The 17,281-nt window shown below is 41.1% G+C and carries 18 protein-coding genes, 1 tRNA gene and 1 pseudogene; 10 read left to right on the top strand and 10 right to left on the bottom strand.

The window, feature by feature from the left end:
* A pseudogene (locus BW976_RS29665) lies at positions 1-316 on the top strand (hypothetical protein); the annotation flags it as partial.
* 155 nt (positions 317-471) lie between these two features.
* Here BW976_RS29665 and BW976_RS28710 read toward each other — a convergent pair.
* The 3 genes from BW976_RS28710 to rpsO all read right to left on the bottom strand — a co-directional run bounded on the left by BW976_RS28710 (position 472) and on the right by rpsO (position 3,457).
* Positions 472-744 (bottom strand): hypothetical protein, encoded by a 273-nt coding sequence (locus BW976_RS28710; RefSeq protein WP_076379126.1) that lies wholly within the window; start codon positions 742-744, stop codon positions 472-474.
* A 171-nt stretch (positions 745-915) separates the two neighbouring features.
* Positions 916-3,048, bottom strand: coding sequence for a polyribonucleotide nucleotidyltransferase (gene pnp, locus BW976_RS28705; protein ID WP_076379124.1), 2,133 nt, complete (start codon positions 3,046-3,048; stop codon positions 916-918).
* A 130-nt stretch (positions 3,049-3,178) separates the two neighbouring features.
* Positions 3,179-3,457: a 30S ribosomal protein S15 gene (gene rpsO, locus BW976_RS28700; protein ID WP_076379122.1), complete on the bottom strand. Its 279-nt coding sequence runs from the start codon at positions 3,455-3,457 to the stop codon at positions 3,179-3,181.
* 198 nt (positions 3,458-3,655) lie between these two features.
* Between rpsO and BW976_RS28695 the strand changes: the two genes are divergently transcribed.
* Positions 3,656-4,063: an acyl-CoA thioesterase gene (locus BW976_RS28695; protein WP_076379120.1), complete on the top strand. Its 408-nt coding sequence runs from the start codon at positions 3,656-3,658 to the stop codon at positions 4,061-4,063.
* Between the two features lie 75 nt (positions 4,064-4,138).
* Here BW976_RS28695 and BW976_RS28690 read toward each other — a convergent pair whose 3' ends face one another.
* From BW976_RS28690 to BW976_RS28680, 3 genes are all read right to left on the bottom strand, one after another.
* Positions 4,139-5,248, bottom strand: coding sequence for a hypothetical protein (locus tag BW976_RS28690; protein ID WP_076379118.1), 1,110 nt, complete (start codon positions 5,246-5,248; stop codon positions 4,139-4,141).
* Positions 5,248-5,883, bottom strand: a complete 636-nt coding sequence (locus tag BW976_RS28685) for an ABC transporter ATP-binding protein (RefSeq protein WP_076379116.1) — start codon at positions 5,881-5,883, stop codon at positions 5,248-5,250. Before BW976_RS28685 ends, BW976_RS28690 begins: the two co-directional genes overlap by 1 nt.
* Before the next feature lie 143 nt (positions 5,884-6,026).
* A complete protein-coding gene (locus tag BW976_RS28680; protein WP_076379114.1) occupies positions 6,027-7,007 on the bottom strand; it encodes a D-alanine--D-alanine ligase in 981 nt (326 codons plus the stop codon).
* Between the two features lie 240 nt (positions 7,008-7,247).
* Between BW976_RS28680 and BW976_RS28675 the strand changes: the two genes are divergently transcribed.
* From BW976_RS28675 to BW976_RS28645, 8 genes are all read left to right on the top strand, one after another.
* The gene (locus BW976_RS28675; RefSeq protein ID WP_076379112.1) at positions 7,248-8,039 is read left to right on the top strand and encodes a PASTA domain-containing protein; all 792 of its coding nucleotides are present in this window, start codon (positions 7,248-7,250) and stop codon (positions 8,037-8,039) included.
* Complete coding sequence (locus tag BW976_RS28670; RefSeq protein ID WP_076379110.1) at positions 8,023-8,325, top strand: rhodanese-like domain-containing protein; 303 nt, start codon at positions 8,023-8,025, stop codon at positions 8,323-8,325. Before BW976_RS28675 ends, BW976_RS28670 begins: the two co-directional genes overlap by 17 nt.
* Positions 8,326-8,461: 136 nt before the next feature.
* Positions 8,462-9,517 carry an endolytic transglycosylase MltG gene (mltG, locus tag BW976_RS28665; protein ID WP_076379108.1) on the top strand — a complete coding sequence of 352 codons (1,056 nt, stop codon included), beginning with the start codon at positions 8,462-8,464 and terminating at the stop codon, positions 9,515-9,517.
* Positions 9,517-9,924 carry an acyl-CoA thioesterase gene (locus tag BW976_RS28660; RefSeq protein WP_076379106.1) on the top strand — a complete coding sequence of 136 codons (408 nt, stop codon included), beginning with the start codon at positions 9,517-9,519 and terminating at the stop codon, positions 9,922-9,924. The genes mltG and BW976_RS28660 overlap by 1 nt, the downstream gene beginning before the upstream one ends.
* Positions 9,925-9,934: 10 nt before the next feature.
* Positions 9,935-10,915, top strand: coding sequence for a YihY/virulence factor BrkB family protein (locus BW976_RS28655; protein ID WP_076379104.1), 981 nt, complete (start codon positions 9,935-9,937; stop codon positions 10,913-10,915).
* A gap of 98 nt (positions 10,916-11,013) precedes the next feature.
* A tRNA-Ser gene (locus BW976_RS29660) sits at positions 11,014-11,100 on the top strand.
* Positions 11,101-11,359: 259 nt separating this feature from the next.
* Entirely contained in the window at positions 11,360-11,728 is a 369-nt protein-coding gene (locus tag BW976_RS28650; RefSeq protein ID WP_076379102.1) for an Arm DNA-binding domain-containing protein, read from the top strand.
* 127 nt (positions 11,729-11,855) lie between these two features.
* Entirely contained in the window at positions 11,856-13,487 is a 1,632-nt protein-coding gene (locus tag BW976_RS28645; protein WP_076379100.1) for a D-arabinono-1,4-lactone oxidase, read from the top strand.
* Positions 13,488-14,007: 520 nt separating this feature from the next.
* Here the strand turns inward: BW976_RS28645 and BW976_RS28640 are convergent.
* The 4 genes from BW976_RS28640 to BW976_RS28625 all read right to left on the bottom strand — a co-directional run.
* The gene (locus BW976_RS28640) at positions 14,008-14,874 is read right to left on the bottom strand and encodes a hypothetical protein (protein WP_076379098.1); all 867 of its coding nucleotides are present in this window, start codon (positions 14,872-14,874) and stop codon (positions 14,008-14,010) included.
* The gene (locus BW976_RS28635) at positions 14,861-15,937 is read right to left on the bottom strand and encodes a glycosyltransferase family 2 protein (RefSeq protein ID WP_076379096.1); all 1,077 of its coding nucleotides are present in this window, start codon (positions 15,935-15,937) and stop codon (positions 14,861-14,863) included. Before BW976_RS28635 ends, BW976_RS28640 begins: the two co-directional genes overlap by 14 nt.
* Positions 15,927-16,733, bottom strand: a complete 807-nt coding sequence (locus tag BW976_RS28630; protein WP_076379094.1) for a glycosyltransferase — start codon at positions 16,731-16,733, stop codon at positions 15,927-15,929. The genes BW976_RS28635 and BW976_RS28630 overlap by 11 nt, the downstream gene beginning before the upstream one ends.
* Positions 16,734-16,783: 50 nt before the next feature.
* Positions 16,784-17,281, bottom strand: a 498-nt coding sequence (locus tag BW976_RS28625; RefSeq protein WP_139332463.1) for an ATP-binding cassette domain-containing protein, incomplete at its 5' end; no start/stop codon positions are given.

Raw genomic sequence — 17,281 nt, 5'->3', positions numbered from 1 at the left:
CAAGAAGAACAAAAGTAAAAGTAAGGGTAAACCTGCCGTCGGTCAGATCTTCAAACAAATGGCCCAGGGCTTGCTGAACAGCAAATACATTGGCTGGGGTGCGTTTGCCAGGCGGCTAAGGGGACGTAAAGGGCCGGCAGTCGCCATAAAGGCTACTGCAAGAAAACTTGCCGCTCAATATTGGCGCCTGATCGTCAAGGGAAACGAGTTCGTTGAAAGAGGTATGGAGGCCTATCAAACGATCCTTATCCAGCAGAAAAAGAAGCGCTTAGAAAAGTTAGCCCTCGAATTAGATATGAAACTTGTACCTGCTTAATTAAGTATGTCATGGGTAGGAACGAAGGATCTATTAGTGAACTATGCAAACCGGAAGAAAAGGTGTAGAATAGATTCTTCACTGCGTTCAGAATGACAAAAAGGGTTAAGAAAAGAAATGTAATTCAAACATTTCTCCCTTCGGGAGCAGAAGGCTTAATCGCAGTTAAGCAGCAAGTCGTAGTATTTTTTCATGAGTATGGTATCGTAATTGACCAGTGAGCTGTAGGCTTCGGATACCAGTTCGTTCAGGATAGATGAGCCTAGTTGGCCGCCTCCGTTGGGGATGGAGTCGTAATATACAATGAGGTCTTTTACCCTAATGATCTCATATAACAACAGCTGGACAAGATCAGTCTGCGCGCCCGACTGTATTCCATGCGGATTGTTATTTAGAAAATCTAAAGGATCATTAGTAGAAGAAGTCATGTTTTCTCTCAAGCAGGATCGGACTGTATGGTTTTATCAAACTATCTCTCAATTTTACTAAAGTTCAAATAAGCCTGTTTTGTTTTAATTTTTTTTCAAAAAAAACACGAACAAAACAGACTAAATAACAAAACCCTCGTTACGAGGGTTTTGTATGCAAAAATTCAATAATTAGTTAGCTTTTGGCGCTTCTGGCTTCGGCAGTAATACTTTTCTTGAAAGTTTTAGTTTTCCTTGCTTATCAACATCAAGCAATTTAACCCTTACCTCGTCGCCAATCTGGAATATACCGTCCATCGTTTCGATACGACGGTGATCAATTTCAGAAATGTGCAATAAGCCATCTTTACCAGGCATAATTTCAACAAATGCACCAAACGGCATTATTGATTTTACTTTACCTTCATATATCTCACCTACTTCTGGTTTTGAAGCGATGTTACGGATACGGGTTAAAGCTGCATCGATAGAAGCCTTGTTATCGGCAAATACCTGAACAATACCCTGGTTGTCTTTTTCTTCGATAGAAATGGTTGCACCTGTTTCGCGCTGCATTTCCTGGATAATTTTACCACCGGGCCCGATAACTGCACCAATAAATTCTTTGTCGATTCTAATGGTAACAATACGCGGAGCGTGTGGTTTGTAATCTTCACGTGGCTGGGTAATGGTTTTAGCCATTTCACCAAGGATATGTAAACGACCATCTTTAGCCTGGTTCAAAGCGTTGGTTAACACTTCGTATGACAAGCCGTTGATCTTTAAGTCCATTTGAACAGCGACAATACCTTTTTCAGTACCGGTTACTTTAAAGTCCATATCACCTAAGTGATCTTCATCACCCAAAATATCAGAAAGGATAGCATATTTGGTACCCATTTCGTTGGTGATCAATCCCATCGCGATACCTGATACCGGAGATTTGATTTTGATACCAGCATCCATCAGCGCCAATGTACCGGCACAAACTGTTGCCATTGACGACGAACCGTTTGACTCCAGGATATCAGATACGATACGGATAGTGTATGGATTTTCGTCTTCAGATGGTAATACTTGTTTCAATGAACGCATAGCCAGGTTACCATGACCAATTTCGCGGCGACCAGCACCACGGTTAGGACGAACCTCGCCGGTTGAGAAGCCAGGGAAATTGTAGTGTAACAGGAATTTCTGGTATCCGTTGATGAACGCACCATCAATCATTTGCTCATCATCCTTAGCACCTAAGGTAACGGTGGTTAATGATTGGGTTTCGCCACGGGTGAATACTGCAGAACCGTGAGCAGATGGTAAATAACCAACTTCGCTCCATATCGGGCGGATCTGAGTAGTTGTACGACCGTCTAAACGTTTACCTTCGTCTAATACCAGGTTACGGATAGCATCATACTCAACATCGTGGTAATATTTTTTTGCCAGGAATTTAGTAACATCATCAATTTCACCTAAAGTAGCGATGTAAGTGTCACGAACTTCTTTAAATTTAGCTGAACGCTCGTCTTTTGCTGATGCAGAAGAAGCGATAGCGTAAACCTGGTCATAAGTAGCAGCGTAGATCGCTTTTTTCAAGTCTTCGTTGCTGTGCTCATGGCTGTAAACACGTTTTACAGTTTTACCAACTTCGGCGGTTAATTCTTTTTGAGCTAAACACTGTAATTTAATAGCAGTGTGCGCAAATTTGATGGCTTCAACCAATTCAGCTTCCTGAATTTCTTTTGATTCACCTTCAACCATATTGATGTCATGCTCAGAACCTGCAACAATAAACTCTAAAGTTGCATTTTCTAACTGACTTAAAGTTGGGTTGATCACTAACTGACCATCAACTTTAGCTACACGAACTTCAGAGATAGGGCCGTTAAAAGGGATATCAGAAACCGACAGGGCCGCTGATGCTGCCAAACCGGCAAGACAATCAGGCATAATATCTTTATCGGCAGATATTAAAGAGATCATCACTTGAGTATCAGCGTGATAATCTTCTGGGAACATAGGGCGTAAAGCGCGGTCAACCAAACGAGAGATTAATACCTCATAGTCTGATAAACGGGCCTCGCGGCGTAAAAAACCACCTGGTATACGACCAGTGGCAGCGTATTTTTCTTGATAGTCAACAGAAAGGGGTAAAAAATCAACTCCCTCTTTCGCTTCGAGTGATGATACTACAGTAGCTAATAACATGGTATCACCCATTTTAATTACTACAGAGCCATCGGCTTGTTTGGCCAGTTTTCCGGTTTCGATCTCAATGGTGCGGCCGTCACCTAAATCAATAACCTTTTTAATTACGTTTAAACTCATCTTGTTTTTGTTGTGATGCGCTTTTCATCTTTCGGAGCGCACCGGTTTTTTATGTGTGTATAATAATTTGTTCAAAAGTAAAAAAGCCATCCTCTAAATCAGGATGGCTTTTAAATAAAAACGGAGATAATTACTTAATGATATCCCTTAGCTGTAAAGCTTTGATGATAGCACGGTATCTTTCAATGTCTTTTTTGAATAAGTATGCCAGTAATGCACGGCGTTTACCTACTAATTTTTGAAGTGATAACTGGGTCGAAAAATCATGTTTGTTCTTTTTCAGGTGACCAGTTAAGTGTGCAATACGGGTGGTGAATAATGCTACTTGTCCTTCTGCAGAACCTGTGTCTGTAGCACCTTTACCGTGTTTTGCAAAGATCTCTGCCTTTGCTTCTTTACCTAAATACATTACTTGAATAATATTAAAGCGTGAATGATTAATTAATTGTGGGTGCAAAGATAGTGAATTAAGTCAAAATTCAAAAGTAAAAATTCAAAAGCCTCTACCTGTTAAACCACACTTAATTTGGCATATACATTTTGATAAACTCTGATATTTTTCAAATAACAGAGTTTTTGAATTTTGAATTTTTACTTTTGACTTACTATGTATTCCACCTTTGAAACCGAACTCCGCGTACGCCCCGATGATATTGATATGTTTCAGCATGTGCATAACAGCAAATACTTTGATTATGTGCTGGCTGCCCGGTACGATCAGATGGAACGCTGCTATGGTATGGCCATGGAAAAATTCATGGAGCGCGGTTTTGGCTGGGTGATACGCATTGCCCATGTCGATTACAAACGCCCCCTGGCCATGGGCGATTACTTTATTGTAAAAACAGGCATCGAAACCATTAACGAGAAAGGCTGCCGGGTACAATTCAGCATCACCAATAAAGGTACCGGCAAAATAAGCTGCGATGGTTATTTTGATTATGTGATGATCGATATGGCCACCGGTCGCGGAGCTAAGATCCCACAGGATGTGATTGAGCATTACCAGATATAAGTTATACGTTTGACGTAATATGTTATACGTTTAAGCTTCCTTTTTGCGTACAACGTATCACGTCAAACGTACAACCTACTTGTCGCTCACCATCCCCTCATACCTGTAATAATTATTATAGAAAAGCAGGTAAGCTATCATCAGGTTCAACGGTATCAGCACCCAAAGCAGGCGGAACATAATTATCCAAAACAGCACAATAAACAGACCGAGGATCCATTGAAGGTATCTATCCATATTAAGGCCAAACCAATACAGCAGGCTGTGAAACAGCAGGGCTATGCTTAATCCGGTCAGCAATAGCTCCAGAGCCATTAGTGGGTGAAACTTACTGAAAAGCCAAACACTTTCGGGCAGCAGCAAAAAGAAATAAACACCGGCAAAGTTTAAAAACAACCGGAGCCTGCTGATAGGTAAATTACGGGCAAAGCTCAGTTTGGTTTCTTCAAAACGGCGTTCTTCAAATATCAACACCACATGTGCCGTGATCACCGCCAGTATGGCTATGCCTGCTACTCTCGTATCGGTACTTACATCAGCAAATAAATAAAATACCCCGCTAATGATGAGCCATGATAATCCTTTGGTGATAAAGTAAGGCACTTTTTTATTGTCAAAAACATGATAGACATATAGGCTAAAATAGGGTTTACGCCATTTGCTACTCCATCTAAGCAAAAGCGATTGCTTACTGCCATCAATCAGGCCGTTCATCGTGCGCACATATATCAGGGCACTACACCAGATCATTACGGTTAAAAATAATAAGATCACTGCAGGCAGTATATAAAAATGATGTGCCAGCCCTACCCCAACAGCCAGCAGTGCATAAATAATAACAGGCGCTAAAATAGCAGCTTGTACATAATACCAGCTTTTACGCTGTTCGGAAGAGCTCAATGCTGTACTGCTGTAAAACAGAAATTGTTTATCGGGTGCAAAAAGCTGGGAGCCTACATAATGCCAGCTTTTGAATATATAAACAAACCAGCACCCTATTGCCAAAGCCAGCATCACTGGACTGCTGGTCATAGCCAGCATTAAGGACTTATGGTAAGTAACAAGCATATTGCCTGGTACTGCCCCAATCATGATAAAAAACACAACCAGTAATATAGCAGCATGTACCTGGTAAAAGCCACCGGCAAATATTTTGAGCAGTACTTTGGTGAGTGGCTGTTGCATCAGGCAATAAATTGGAGGGTTTGGTTTTCTACCAGCAATTCGCGGGCTATGGGCAGTTCCGCATGTTCCAGGGCCTGATGCGATGATAGCAGGAAACTCGTTCCTTCCTGGTTATAACGCTCGGCTATCCAGCTATTGAGTATTTTTAAAGAAGCTGTATCAATGGTGATCAATGGCTCATCTAACAGGATCAGTTTAGGTTTTCCCATAAAAGCGAGTACCAGCGATAGTTTCTTGAGCATCCCGCTGGAATATGTACCAACCGGTCGGTTTACATAAGCTTGCATCTGCATGGTATCGATATAATGCTGCTCCTGCCCTACCGGCGCATCTTTGGCTTGTGCAAACAAGGCTATCAATTCCTGACCGGTTAAAAATTCAGGGAATATGGGTTCAGCTTCGGCAAAGTTCACCAGCTTTCTGTATTCAACCGGTTGTTTTTTAATGCTGATACTGTTATCCAGCAAAATATCGCCTTCAAAAGATAATATACCGGCTATTGATTTAAGCAGTGTACTCTTCCCCGATCCATTTACCCCTTTTATCCAGTATATACCCGAATCAATGGAAAACCCATCAATCTTTAGTGCAGGAAAGCCTCCATATAGCTTTCTGAAATTTATAAATTTTAGCATTGACGTTTTGATGATAAACTGCGAACCTTTGTTACAAAAAAGAGACGCAAATATGCGTCTCTACAATTACTCATTTAAATAATTAAATCCCAAACGGCGAAGCCCTCAACGAAGTTAATCGAACATCCGAATTCCGAAATTCTTTATATCGCTCCTTCAATCAACGCGCTGTAAAACTCACCCAGGTCCATGCCTGCGGCCCTTACCTGCTGTGGTATCAGACTGGCTGCCGATTGTCCTGGTGTAGTATTTACTTCAATAAAATAAAAATCATTTGATCCTTCCAGCAAAATAAAATCTATCCGCACCATGCCTTTGCAATTCAGGCGACTGTACACTTCTGTCACGATATTGGCTATGCGTTCGTTTTGCTCAGTAGTCAGGTCGGCCGGGGTTATCTCTTCTGTTACACCTGCGGTATATTTGGCTTCATAGTCAAAAAAGTCTTTAGAGGTAATGATCTCAGTAGCTGGCAAAACCGTTATTTTGCCATGCAGGCGAGCTATACCAATGCTAAATTCCCGGCCCTTTATAAACTCTTCTACCAATATCTGCTGATCTTCGTGAAAGGCTTTTTTTAATGCATCTGGTAAACCTGCCACATTATAAACCTTGCTCATGCCTACACTGCTGCCACCATTGTTAGGTTTGATGAACAGCGGAAATTTCAACGTAGCGGCAATAATAGCCACATCATGCATATCCTTTTCAAATAGGCGCATGGAATGAGCGGTGTGTAAGCCATGTATACCATTCACCAGGGTTTTGGTATAAGCCTTGTTCATGGTGATGGCCGATGTGGTAGCATCACAGGTATTGTACGGGACGCGTAGCATATCAAAATAACCTTGCAGCTTACCATCTTCACCAGGGGTGCCGTGGATGGTAATAAACGCGAAATCAAATTTGATCTTTTCGCCGTTCACGGTAATGGTAAAATCGTTCTTGTCCACATCAACCGGGCCGTTCTCCGATTCATAAAACCACCTGTCGCGCTTAATTAATAAGGTATAAACCTTATATTTTTCGGCAGGCAAAGTGTTCGCTATGTTCCTGGCGCTGTTTATAGATACTTCATATTCACCGGTAAAACCACCGGCCAAAAGGGCTATGTTTTTTTTCATTTCGGATTTCGGATGTTCGATTTATTTTGATTTCGGATTTCGGATGTTCAATTTGGGATTTTTTATTTGTTTTATCCCCTCCGAAAGCCTCCTATTTTCGATTCCGAAATTAGGATAATAGTCTGAAATATACCAAAATGAAAATCAAAATTCCTAAATGACTCTTCCTTAATTCCGAAATCTCAAATCCGAAATCCGAAATTATTGCTATGTTTGATACTTAATTTGAAGCAAATACCAATGAGCAAATTTGGGGCTTATTTAAAAACAAAATCATTTCGCAATAACATTATCATGGCTATTATTTCGGTAATAGTCATCGTTTTAATAGCTTTTTATTGCCTCGGATACTATACCCATCATGGAGCCGGCATACCTGTACCAAAACTCAAGGGACAGCTGATTGACAGGGCTACCGCGATGCTAAAAGAACAGGGTTTTGATTATAAGATAGACTCGGTTTATGTACAGGATGTAGCTCCAGGAACTATTGTAGAGCAAGACCCTGACGCAGGCACCAACGTAAAGGAAGGCCGTGTTATTTACCTCACCATGGTAACCTTGCAAGCGCCCAACATTTCGCTACCCGATCTGGAACAAAGCAGTTACCGCGAGGCGGTGGCAACCCTGTCAAACTATGGTTTAAAAATTGGCGATACTACTTATCGCTCTGATATTGCAAGAGATCGTATCCTGGAAGTTCGTTTTGGCGGTCAAGTGATCAAAGCAGGCACCAAAATACCAAAAGGTTCACGAATTGACCTGGTTTTGGGCGATGGTGAAGGTGCCAGCGAAGTGGAGATCCCGGAACTGGTTAAACTTGATCTGGATGCAGCACGTTTTGCCATTAAGGGAGCTGGTCTTACCATCGGTACCATTACTTACCAGGGAAGCATTACGGACTCCACCAATGTGGTTGTAGTATCACAGTATCCTATGAAAACCGATTCGGCAAGTAAAGCCAGCATAGGTACCCGTATTAATTTAACCGTAACTCAAGGTACAAAAACGCCCGATGCCCCAACAAATTGATGCTACTGAGTTATTAGCCCGCCTGAACAATGGTGAGCAGCTGAACCTGGTAGATGTACGCGGGACAATGGAATACCATACTTATAATATAGGCGGACTCAATATTCCTTTACTCAAGCTGGAAGAAGTGATTAGTGACTGGGACTACAACAAAACAGACGAGATTATCGTTATCTGCAAAGTTGGCTTGCGCAGTAAAACAGCACAAACTATATTGCAGCAAAATGGTTATCTTGATGTTAAAAATTTAAGCGGCGGATTGATAGCCCTCCAAAAACTAAAATAATTAAATCAAGAATCAAGATATTAGAGCCAAGAATCAAGAAAAGCAATTACAATGGGTTAATTTTGCCCAGATTTTAATATTATTCAGATCTTGATCCCTGACTCTAACATCTTGACTCTATAAATATCTATTTATCATGACAGAACAGAAAGCGCCGTCGAAGGGTATACTCAAAAAATTCATCATAGCCCTGGTGCTCATTATTATTGTATTGCTGGGCTTTACCGGTTTCAATTATTACTTAAAATACTTTGGCCCCAATGTTACGGGCAAACAGGAATACCTATATATACACACCGGCGCCACTTTTGACCAGGTATTAAAAACCATACAGGAGCAGGATATGGTTAAAGATACCGCCTCATTTAATTGGGCGGCTGTAAATATGAACTATCCTAAACGGGTAAAACCAGGTCGCTATCACCTGCATCGGGGTATGGGTAACCGTAAACTCATCAATATGCTGGCATCGGGTACGCAGGAACCCGTTCAGCTGGAGTTTCATGGCTTAAGACAAAAGGAACAGTTTGCTGGTTTTGTATCTAAAAAGATTGAGCCTGATTCAACCGCCATCATCAACCTTCTGGATTCCGCCAGCTATGTATCTAAATATGGTTTTACTACCGATGATGTGTATACCATATTCATGCCCAACTCCTATCAATTGTACTGGAATACATCACCAGAGAAATTCTTTGAAAAGATGTACGCCAATTACGAAAAATTCTGGACACCCGAGCGCAAGCAACAGGCCGCTGCATTGAATTTAACCCTGCCCCATGTGTCTATTTTAGCCTCTATTGTTGATGCTGAAGCGCTGCATGATGATGAAATGCCTGCTGTGGCCGGTTTGTACCTGAACAGGCTAAAAAAAGGCATGACACTGGACGCAGATCCTACTGTAATCTTTGCCCTGAATGATTTTACTATTAAGCGCGTATTAACCCGTTACCTGTCATATAATTCACCATATAATACTTACTTGCATAAAGGCTTGCCTCCGGGACCTATCATGATGCCATCGGTTGCCGCGGTAAAAGCGGTATTGAACTATCAGAAGAACGATTACCTTTATATGTGTGCCAAGGCCGATTTTTCGGGCTATCATGCCTTTGCCACCAACGTGGCCGATCATTTGGTGAACGCGCATAAATTTCAGCAGGCGCTTAACGAGCGAAACATCATGCGCTAATGTTTGAGCATACTACTAAAATACGTGTCAGATACGGCGAAACCGACCAGATGGGCTATATGTATTATGGCAATTATGCCGAGTTTTACGAGGTTGGCCGTGTAGAAATGCTGCGCAGCCTGGGTTTAACTTATAGCGGTATGGAACAATCGGGTATTATGATGCCCGTATTGGAATTGAAATGTAAGTACCTGAAACCGGCACTGTATGATGAAGAGATCAGCGTAAAGGTGGTCATGGACAAAATGCCCGGCATCCGCATCCATTTCAGATATGAGTTAAGTAACCCTAAAGGCGAACTGATCAACCAGGGTGAAACATTGCTGGTATTCATCAACATGAAAACAAATCGCCCCTGCCTGCCACCCCAGGATTTCATTGATAAATTAATACCGTTTTTTAAGTAGATTTGGTTTAATGAGATGGCTGCACCATTTTCTGCTCCGGTTTAGTTTTTACAGATACATTGTTGACTGGACAAAGGTTATCATCCTGCCGGGTTTTCGCCCTTTGCCCCTGTATACTGTGGTCGTTTTTTTTATTAAAGAGATCACCAACAGCTCGCTGGTTAACCGTGCATCGTCATTGGCTTATAGTTTTATGCTGGCCATTTTTCCGGCCACCATATTTTTGTTTACGCTGATACCTTATATCCCTATTCATAATTTTCAAAGGGAGCTGCTGCGTATACTGGCCAGCATTATGCCTACAAATGCCTATCTTGCTTTTAACGACACGATTATTGATATCATCAAGAATCAAAATGGAAAGTTACTGTCCTTTGGTTTCCTTTCTACCATATACTTTTCTACCAACGGCGTAACGAACCTCATGAAGGCCTTTAATAAGTCGTCGTTGATAACAGACAGGCGCAGCTGGATAAAAAGGCGTGGCGTGGCCCTGGGATTGACGATGGCTATTAGTTTGGCTCTTATTATTGCCATAGGCATTATGATAGCCGGACAGGGCCTTATTAGCTCTATAAGACACCACCTGGATAGTAAAAGCCATTTCTGGATATACCCTATATTTCTGCTTCGCTGGATAGTGATCATTGTTATATTTTTTGTTACGGTTTCATTTTTATATCGCTACGCCCCTGCCCACAAAAAAAAGTGGAAGTTTATTAACCCAGGATCAATTTTAGCTACCGGTCTGGCCGTGTTAACCTCATTAGGATTTTCGTACTACATTAACAATTTCTCATCATATAACAAGGTGTACGGATCTATCGGAACACTCATTGTGGTGATGTTATGGATGTACCTCAATTCGCTAATTTTGCTCATCGGATTTGAATTAAACGCCAGTATTGAGCTTTCAAAACGCAACATTCGTATCGTAAAACCTCGTTATAACAGCTTCCGGAACAAAAAAACAGACGCTTCTAAAAATTAACCAACTGAGTGTCAAAAACTTATTCACCAATATTAAATAATTGAAAAAAAACGGTAAACAGATTTGGTAATTCAGTCCGGATTTGTACTTTTGTCGCCGGAGAGCTGGCAGAGTGGTCGATTGCGGCAGTCTTGAAAACTGTTGAACTGTGAAAGGTTCCTGGGGTTCGAATCCCTAGCTCTCCGCTCCTTACATTAACAAAAGTGTCAAAAGCCCCTTAATTGCAAGATTAAGGGGCTTTTTCTTTTACACTACCTATCAAAAATCGCAAATAATCGCATAACTCTATTGCGTCATTCGTAGCGTCTTTTCAAAATCGCACTAAAAAACAAAAAGACGCCACGAATGACTTATAACCATTTGAATTACAGCATGTTCTAGAGGCGCGCATCTTGTATACCAAATGGCTGAAATGTACTTTTGTTTAACTTTTATTTATGTTTTATGTTAGAAAAAACGTTTGGGTTATTGTTCTTTTTAAAGCAACCCAAAAACAAAGAAGAAAACACCAGATTTATTTATGCGAAAATCACTGTGGATGGAAAGGCAGTAGAGCTTTCCACCAAGCGCAGGTGTGAACAATCGAGGTGGAATGCCAACGCGGGCCGGGCGAGCGGAGCAAAGGAAGCAACGAAGGAACTAAACCAATATCTTGATTCTTTTGAACAGCATATATTCCATGTTAAAAAGATTCTGAATTACTCTGATCTTCCTATTTCGGCACAGGCCATGAAAGATGTATTAACCGGGAATATTGAAAAGCCCAAAATGATTCTCGAAGTATTCCAGCAACATACATGGATATTCCGCTGACACTGACCAGTGATTCATAGATAAAGGACGAAAGAAAATGAACAGAATGATACATCAAGGTGCGGTTATTATTTAATTATCTTGTAGTATTAAAATAACTATTAGTTGAAACTTAAACCTTTAAACAATGGATACAATAATTGTAAATGGCGCAACCTATTGGCTGCCGGAAAGCAACGATGATGTAATTGCACTGGTGCAGGAGGCCCTGGACAAAAATGAGATCATTTGTGTTCGCGGCTCAGGCCACTCATTTCCATTAATCGGAACTACGGAAAAAGAACAAATATCATCAACCGGTAGGCCCTACAAGTACATTATGCTCTCCAAAATGTACGCTGTGACGATGATTGATGCGAACACTGTAAAAGTTCAGGCAGGCTGCCACCTCGGTCATGACCCTTTCGATCCTACAAAAACCTCCACCGTTGACAACTCCCTGTGTTATATTTTAGATAACTTGGGGCTCGCACTTCCTGACCTGGGTGGGATAACGCATCAAACTATTGGTGGTTTTCTGTCCACTGGTTCATCGGGTGGTTCAACGCAATATTCGTTTGAAGATGCGCTCGATTCTATAGAGGTAGTTACATATATGGCAGAAGGAGATTACGCGGTTCCTTATTTATATGAATATAATATTAGCGTTCCACAACAATTTCATTCGACGGGTTTAGCTTCGATGGGCTTAATGGGTATTATTGTTTCTGCAACTTTTAAGTGTATTCCTCAATTTTATATTCAGGGGTCAGAAACCATTGAATACACCGATAAATGTTCACTGATCAACCTGTTCGGACCCTGGCCGAGCAAATTACCAGGCCTGCAAACTTTTTTAGAGAAAACAGAATACACACGGTTAATGTGGTGGCCGCAGCAAAATAATAAGCAGGATCTGTCGCGAATGGTGGTTTGGCAGGCAAAACGTACAGATAAGGCCGGAGCTGAAGCCTGGGCAGCGCATGCTTATGACTTAATGGGTGTTCAGCCATCTGCCGACGGATTAAAACCTTACGAAGAAGTACCCTATATTTTTAGCAGCCCTGATCCCGCAAATGTTGTTGCTAATCTTATATATAATGCTATTGGCCAGTGGCCAACATGGCTGCAAAAACTTCTGGCTGATAAGCCTGCAGAGTATGAAATTATTAAAACTTTGGTAGAGAGCAATTATGCAACAAAGATATTCCCCGCAATAATGGACATTTTTGTTGCCGTTGATACACCTACCAATAAAAATAAAGGACCGCAGTTGTTTTCAGACCTTTGGTACACAGGTATACCTATGGACAACCAGATGAGCGATAAACTGATGCCGGTTTGGTTTACAGAGCTTTGGATAGATATTTGCGACACAGAGAAAGTGATGCAAGCATTAAAGGGTTATTATGATGTCCAGCCAATAACTGTTGACCTTAGTTTTAGCTGTGAAATTTATGCGGCCAAAAAAAGTCCTTTTTGGCTAAGTCCAGCTTATAATCGTGATGTTATCCGGATAGATGTGTTTTGGTATGGTAATAATCAGGGCGACCCTGCAACATTTTACCAAAATTTCTGGGATTTATTCGCACCGTTTAACTACCGCCCACACTGGGGAAAATACATTCCTGACACTGTTAATGGTATGCCAGTCGCAACTTATCTATCTAAATTATATCCCAAGTGGCACACTTGGATGAATTTGAGACAGCAAGTAGATTCCAGGCAGATATTTGTAACCGATTACTGGCGCCAGAAATTAGGGATACCCTTAGTTTAATTACTGTGATGCTTCTATAAAGCAAAAAAGCTGCTTTTGCCGTTTTTTTGTTTTATTTTACACTCATCATAACTATTGCAATATTAGTGTACAAATTCCGGAATGACTTCCTGGTGCTCTCTGTATCCATACTGTGCAGAATTCGAATTACTTAGTAGAACAACTAAAGTTTTTAAATAGTTGAAAGGTAGCTTAGCTAAGGGGTTCGATTCCTCTCAGGGCTCTTCAATCGTTTAAAATGATCGAAGTGTAGCAGAATTGTTTACCGTGCATTTCCAGAACCAGATGATCAATATCCCCAGAAAGTCCACCAGTAGTACGTTAAATATTTCTTAAGAGCCGCTTTGAATGAGGCGGCTTTTTTGGGGCTTTGTTTGATTTTTATAGGTGCTGGCTTGCTTACCAGCGCAAATCTTATATAGCTTCTTAATTTTTTTGTTAGGATAGCTGCAAATCCATCTTACTTCATTTCACCCCGATCATAGCTATTTGCAGTCCATAACAATTTCCTAAGATCATTTCAGCTTATCGAATTACTGATGGTAAGTGAGTAAAATGTCTTCAACAATTGCCAAAGGTAAATTTTTGATAACTCATCAAAGCCGAATTGCTGGGTATATTGATTCAAGACCATGGCTAGCACAGAAGCGTAATGGGAATCGCTGTTTAATTTAGACGAACAGGCCGCTAACCATAAACGACATAATTCATCACCCTGATCGGTAACGGTCATTTCTGACGTTTGTAGCTCTGTCAACAAATCAAAGTTTTCTGCAGCTGTAACGGCCGCATCTGCCATTCCATCACGCACCACATCCGGCAACAAGCTTAATTCTGATGTTTGGATGCCACTCTCCATCAAACTTTGCAGGAATTCCATGGCGATATCAAAGGAAAATGGTTTAAATAGATGGATCAGCAAAGAAATGGAAAATTCAATTTTGCTTTCCATATCGCTGGCGACGGCCCGGGCTGCATAATATTGAATAATTTTGGAAAGCAACTCGGCTAAGTCATCAAACAGCGACACCTGTAGTAGAGTCATTGCATCGAAATTATTCATCGCCATTGAATTATTCAAAAAATTCATCCAAAGGCCTTTACCTGGCTGGAAAGGCAATGACGGCTCACCCGACGGGTTAACATTAACGAAGTTTTCGAAACCCTTTGTGAGCTTGTCAATAATCAATTGTTCCTTACCTACAACTGCTTTCATGATCAGACGGACATGATCCCCCCTATAATTCGAAAGAAATATATAATAAGTTACCAGGTCAGCCTTGTTTTCTTCCATAAAAGGATTAAGAAAGCGATCAAACAGGCATTCCCACTCATAAGCAGAATAATATAAAGCCGCACGTATCAGCTCATTTTTATTCAGAATCATAACAGCGTTTAACGTGTCCTTTCCCATAACCATCAGGATTTATTATTTGAAATTTAGTTCTTTTCAGGTTATCAGTGAATATTTTTCGGTTAGCTATCTCCGTCCTGATCAACACCACCTGATCGGATAATTCCTGCTCAGTAATCTCAAAAAAAACGCTTTGCCCATCCGAATAACTATTCTGCAATTGATTTCTAATCCATTCTGTGGAGCGGTTAGCTTTCACCATTGTAATTGAATGTTTCTCCTGTTTCCATAGGCCCTCCTCCCAGTCGCCGTCCAGCACAATATCATCACCTCCCTGCCCTGCCTCGTAACTCATCACTGACGGATCCATAATCTCACCGCATTCATACCTGCCGTCTTTGTAAAAATAGCACAACCGGGACCGGTCGGGCTGTAGATAGCAGATCATCATTTTCACGACATTTTGCGCAAGATATTCATTTTCGTACCTTTCGACGTGGGAATGATGTATAACCGAAAGATACCTGTTATCATTTATATAGGCATGACGCAGATGATTCGTTTCCAGTCTTTTATAAATTTCCACATCATCATAACCATATCCCTCCAATTGCTCATTATAGCCCCGTACCTTAAGAAAATCTTTTTTGCTAACGACAAGCCTGCCCATAACATCGCGCGAGGTATAAGCCGGGGTGATAAAGCAGTTTTCGTTGGCAGCAAAAAAATCATTGATATAATCAGCAAAAGCAGGGCCGGTAAAATTATCAGCATCTATATTGCAAAGTACGTCTCCGCTTGCGTTGTTAAATGCCATATTGCGGGAGTGACTTCTTAAAAAATAGTCCGGTTCCTCTGTGCGGTAAAACTTAATTGTTCCCGAAGAAATGAGGTCAGGATAACAGGTGAATATCCATTCCTGAAGACCGTCGGATGAATGGTAATCCAGTATCAGAAATTCGACCTCCTTGTAGTGTATATTATCTTTAATATTTTGAGGTAATGTTTGTTTTAAATGATGTAAGCGATTCATACACACCGTACAGAAAGAAATACTTATAGCTCGAGTGGGGTTGTTTTCAGGCTCAAAATGCATTATAAGTTGTTTTTAGTGATTTCAAAACCAATAAGTAGGTGTCCCACCATAACAAAAGCGCCTGTTCCAGTTTATCTTCTGTACTGCGGACAAACCAATTTCTTTTAATATCCCAGGGCTTCAAAGGACCAAAAAAATGCAGAACTGAGACATTGGTTCTCAATTTTTTCCGCCGATACGAAAAGTCGAATCCGTGATCCTGGCAATATTCATTGAGGAACCCGGCCGGAACATTGTACTTATGAGGTAAATGCAGCTCCTGATGTTGTGGCCACGCTTTAAAATAATTTTGTAAAAATCCCTGATCCCCTCCGTCACCCGAGGGTGTCTCTTCAAAAAGGGCAGCCATGTCGTCAAACAAAGCCGGTGATGGTTCTAAAACCATTAGTCCGGAGTTTAAATCCTTCCAGGATTGGTTTCGCGGTAATAAACTTCCGGCAACGACCGCCGAAAAATGAGGATAATCAAATAATTCGCCGGGATCAGTGCAAACCATCATATCCGCATCCAGGTAAACGACCTTCTCAAAACCGCGAAGCTCAAAGACCCTTAATTTAGTATAAGTGTATTTGTAGTTTCGAGGGTCTTCCCGCAAATCATTCGGGTTAACGATGGACCGGATAGGACGGTACTCTATCGCATTTCGCGTGAATAATTGCAGCACGGCATCACTGATATGTTCAGTGGTTAATACTAATAGACGGTACCCTCCGCAGCAACGAAGGGAATGATTCAATACCAGCACGCCAGGTAAAAAATGGTCAGTTCCTAAATAAGTTACAAATTGATTTTTCAATTCTGCGGATTAATTTTAAACAATGCTTTTTTTATGGCCTACCCGAGTTACTAAGTTCCCAATTCTAATTGGTTTTTAACTAACCTATAGTAATCACCTCTCAAAGCTGTTAATTCATGATGAGTCCCCTGTTCAATGATGTGCCCTTTATCCAAAACAATAATATTATCGGCATTACTTACGGTACTTAGCCTATGCGCTACAATGAGAACGGTACGTCCTTCAAAAAACTGATGCAGGTTATCCATGATCACTCTTTCATTATTGGAATCTAATGCGTTAGTGGCTTCATCAAAAAATATATAGTGCGGATCTTTGTAAACAGCACGTGCGATCAGCATCCGTTGGCGCTGTCCCTGGCTGATGCCGTTTCCTTCCGAACCTATTTTGGTATTGAGGCCTAAAGGAAGACCATCAATAAAATCCTGAATATTAGCTATCTCTATAGCATGCCGCAATTTAGCTTTATCCGGATAGTCATCGCCTACGGCAATGTTACGTTCTATCGTGTCGGAAAAAATAAAGCCATCCTGCATCACTACACCGCA

This window comes from Mucilaginibacter lappiensis, assembly GCF_900155965.1.
Lineage (GTDB): Bacteria > Bacteroidota > Bacteroidia > Sphingobacteriales > Sphingobacteriaceae > Mucilaginibacter > Mucilaginibacter lappiensis.
The sequence above is the reverse complement of the archived record's forward strand: the minus strand, read 5'-3'. Positions and strand labels throughout refer to the sequence as shown.

Coding starts and splice junctions, on each gene's coding strand:
- BW976_RS28710 (WP_076379126.1), bottom strand. CDS start 744: ATGACTTCTTCTACTAATGATCCTTTAGATTTTCTAAATAACAATCCG.
- pnp (WP_076379124.1), bottom strand. CDS start 3,048: ATGAGTTTAAACGTAATTAAAAAGGTTATTGATTTAGGTGACGGCCGC.
- rpsO (WP_076379122.1), bottom strand. CDS start 3,457: ATGTATTTAGGTAAAGAAGCAAAGGCAGAGATCTTTGCAAAACACGGT.
- BW976_RS28695 (WP_076379120.1), top strand. CDS start 3,656: ATGTATTCCACCTTTGAAACCGAACTCCGCGTACGCCCCGATGATATT.
- BW976_RS28690 (WP_076379118.1), bottom strand. CDS start 5,248: ATGCAACAGCCACTCACCAAAGTACTGCTCAAAATATTTGCCGGTGGC.
- BW976_RS28685 (WP_076379116.1), bottom strand. CDS start 5,883: ATGCTAAAATTTATAAATTTCAGAAAGCTATATGGAGGCTTTCCTGCA.
- BW976_RS28680 (WP_076379114.1), bottom strand. CDS start 7,007: ATGAAAAAAAACATAGCCCTTTTGGCCGGTGGTTTTACCGGTGAATAT.
- BW976_RS28675 (WP_076379112.1), top strand. CDS start 7,248: ATGAGCAAATTTGGGGCTTATTTAAAAACAAAATCATTTCGCAATAAC.
- BW976_RS28670 (WP_076379110.1), top strand. CDS start 8,023: ATGCCCCAACAAATTGATGCTACTGAGTTATTAGCCCGCCTGAACAAT.
- mltG (WP_076379108.1), top strand. CDS start 8,462: ATGACAGAACAGAAAGCGCCGTCGAAGGGTATACTCAAAAAATTCATC.
- BW976_RS28660 (WP_076379106.1), top strand. CDS start 9,517: ATGTTTGAGCATACTACTAAAATACGTGTCAGATACGGCGAAACCGAC.
- BW976_RS28655 (WP_076379104.1), top strand. CDS start 9,935: ATGAGATGGCTGCACCATTTTCTGCTCCGGTTTAGTTTTTACAGATAC.
- BW976_RS28650 (WP_076379102.1), top strand. CDS start 11,360: ATGTTAGAAAAAACGTTTGGGTTATTGTTCTTTTTAAAGCAACCCAAA.
- BW976_RS28645 (WP_076379100.1), top strand. CDS start 11,856: ATGGATACAATAATTGTAAATGGCGCAACCTATTGGCTGCCGGAAAGC.
- BW976_RS28640 (WP_076379098.1), bottom strand. CDS start 14,874: ATGATTCTGAATAAAAATGAGCTGATACGTGCGGCTTTATATTATTCT.
- BW976_RS28635 (WP_076379096.1), bottom strand. CDS start 15,937: ATGCATTTTGAGCCTGAAAACAACCCCACTCGAGCTATAAGTATTTCT.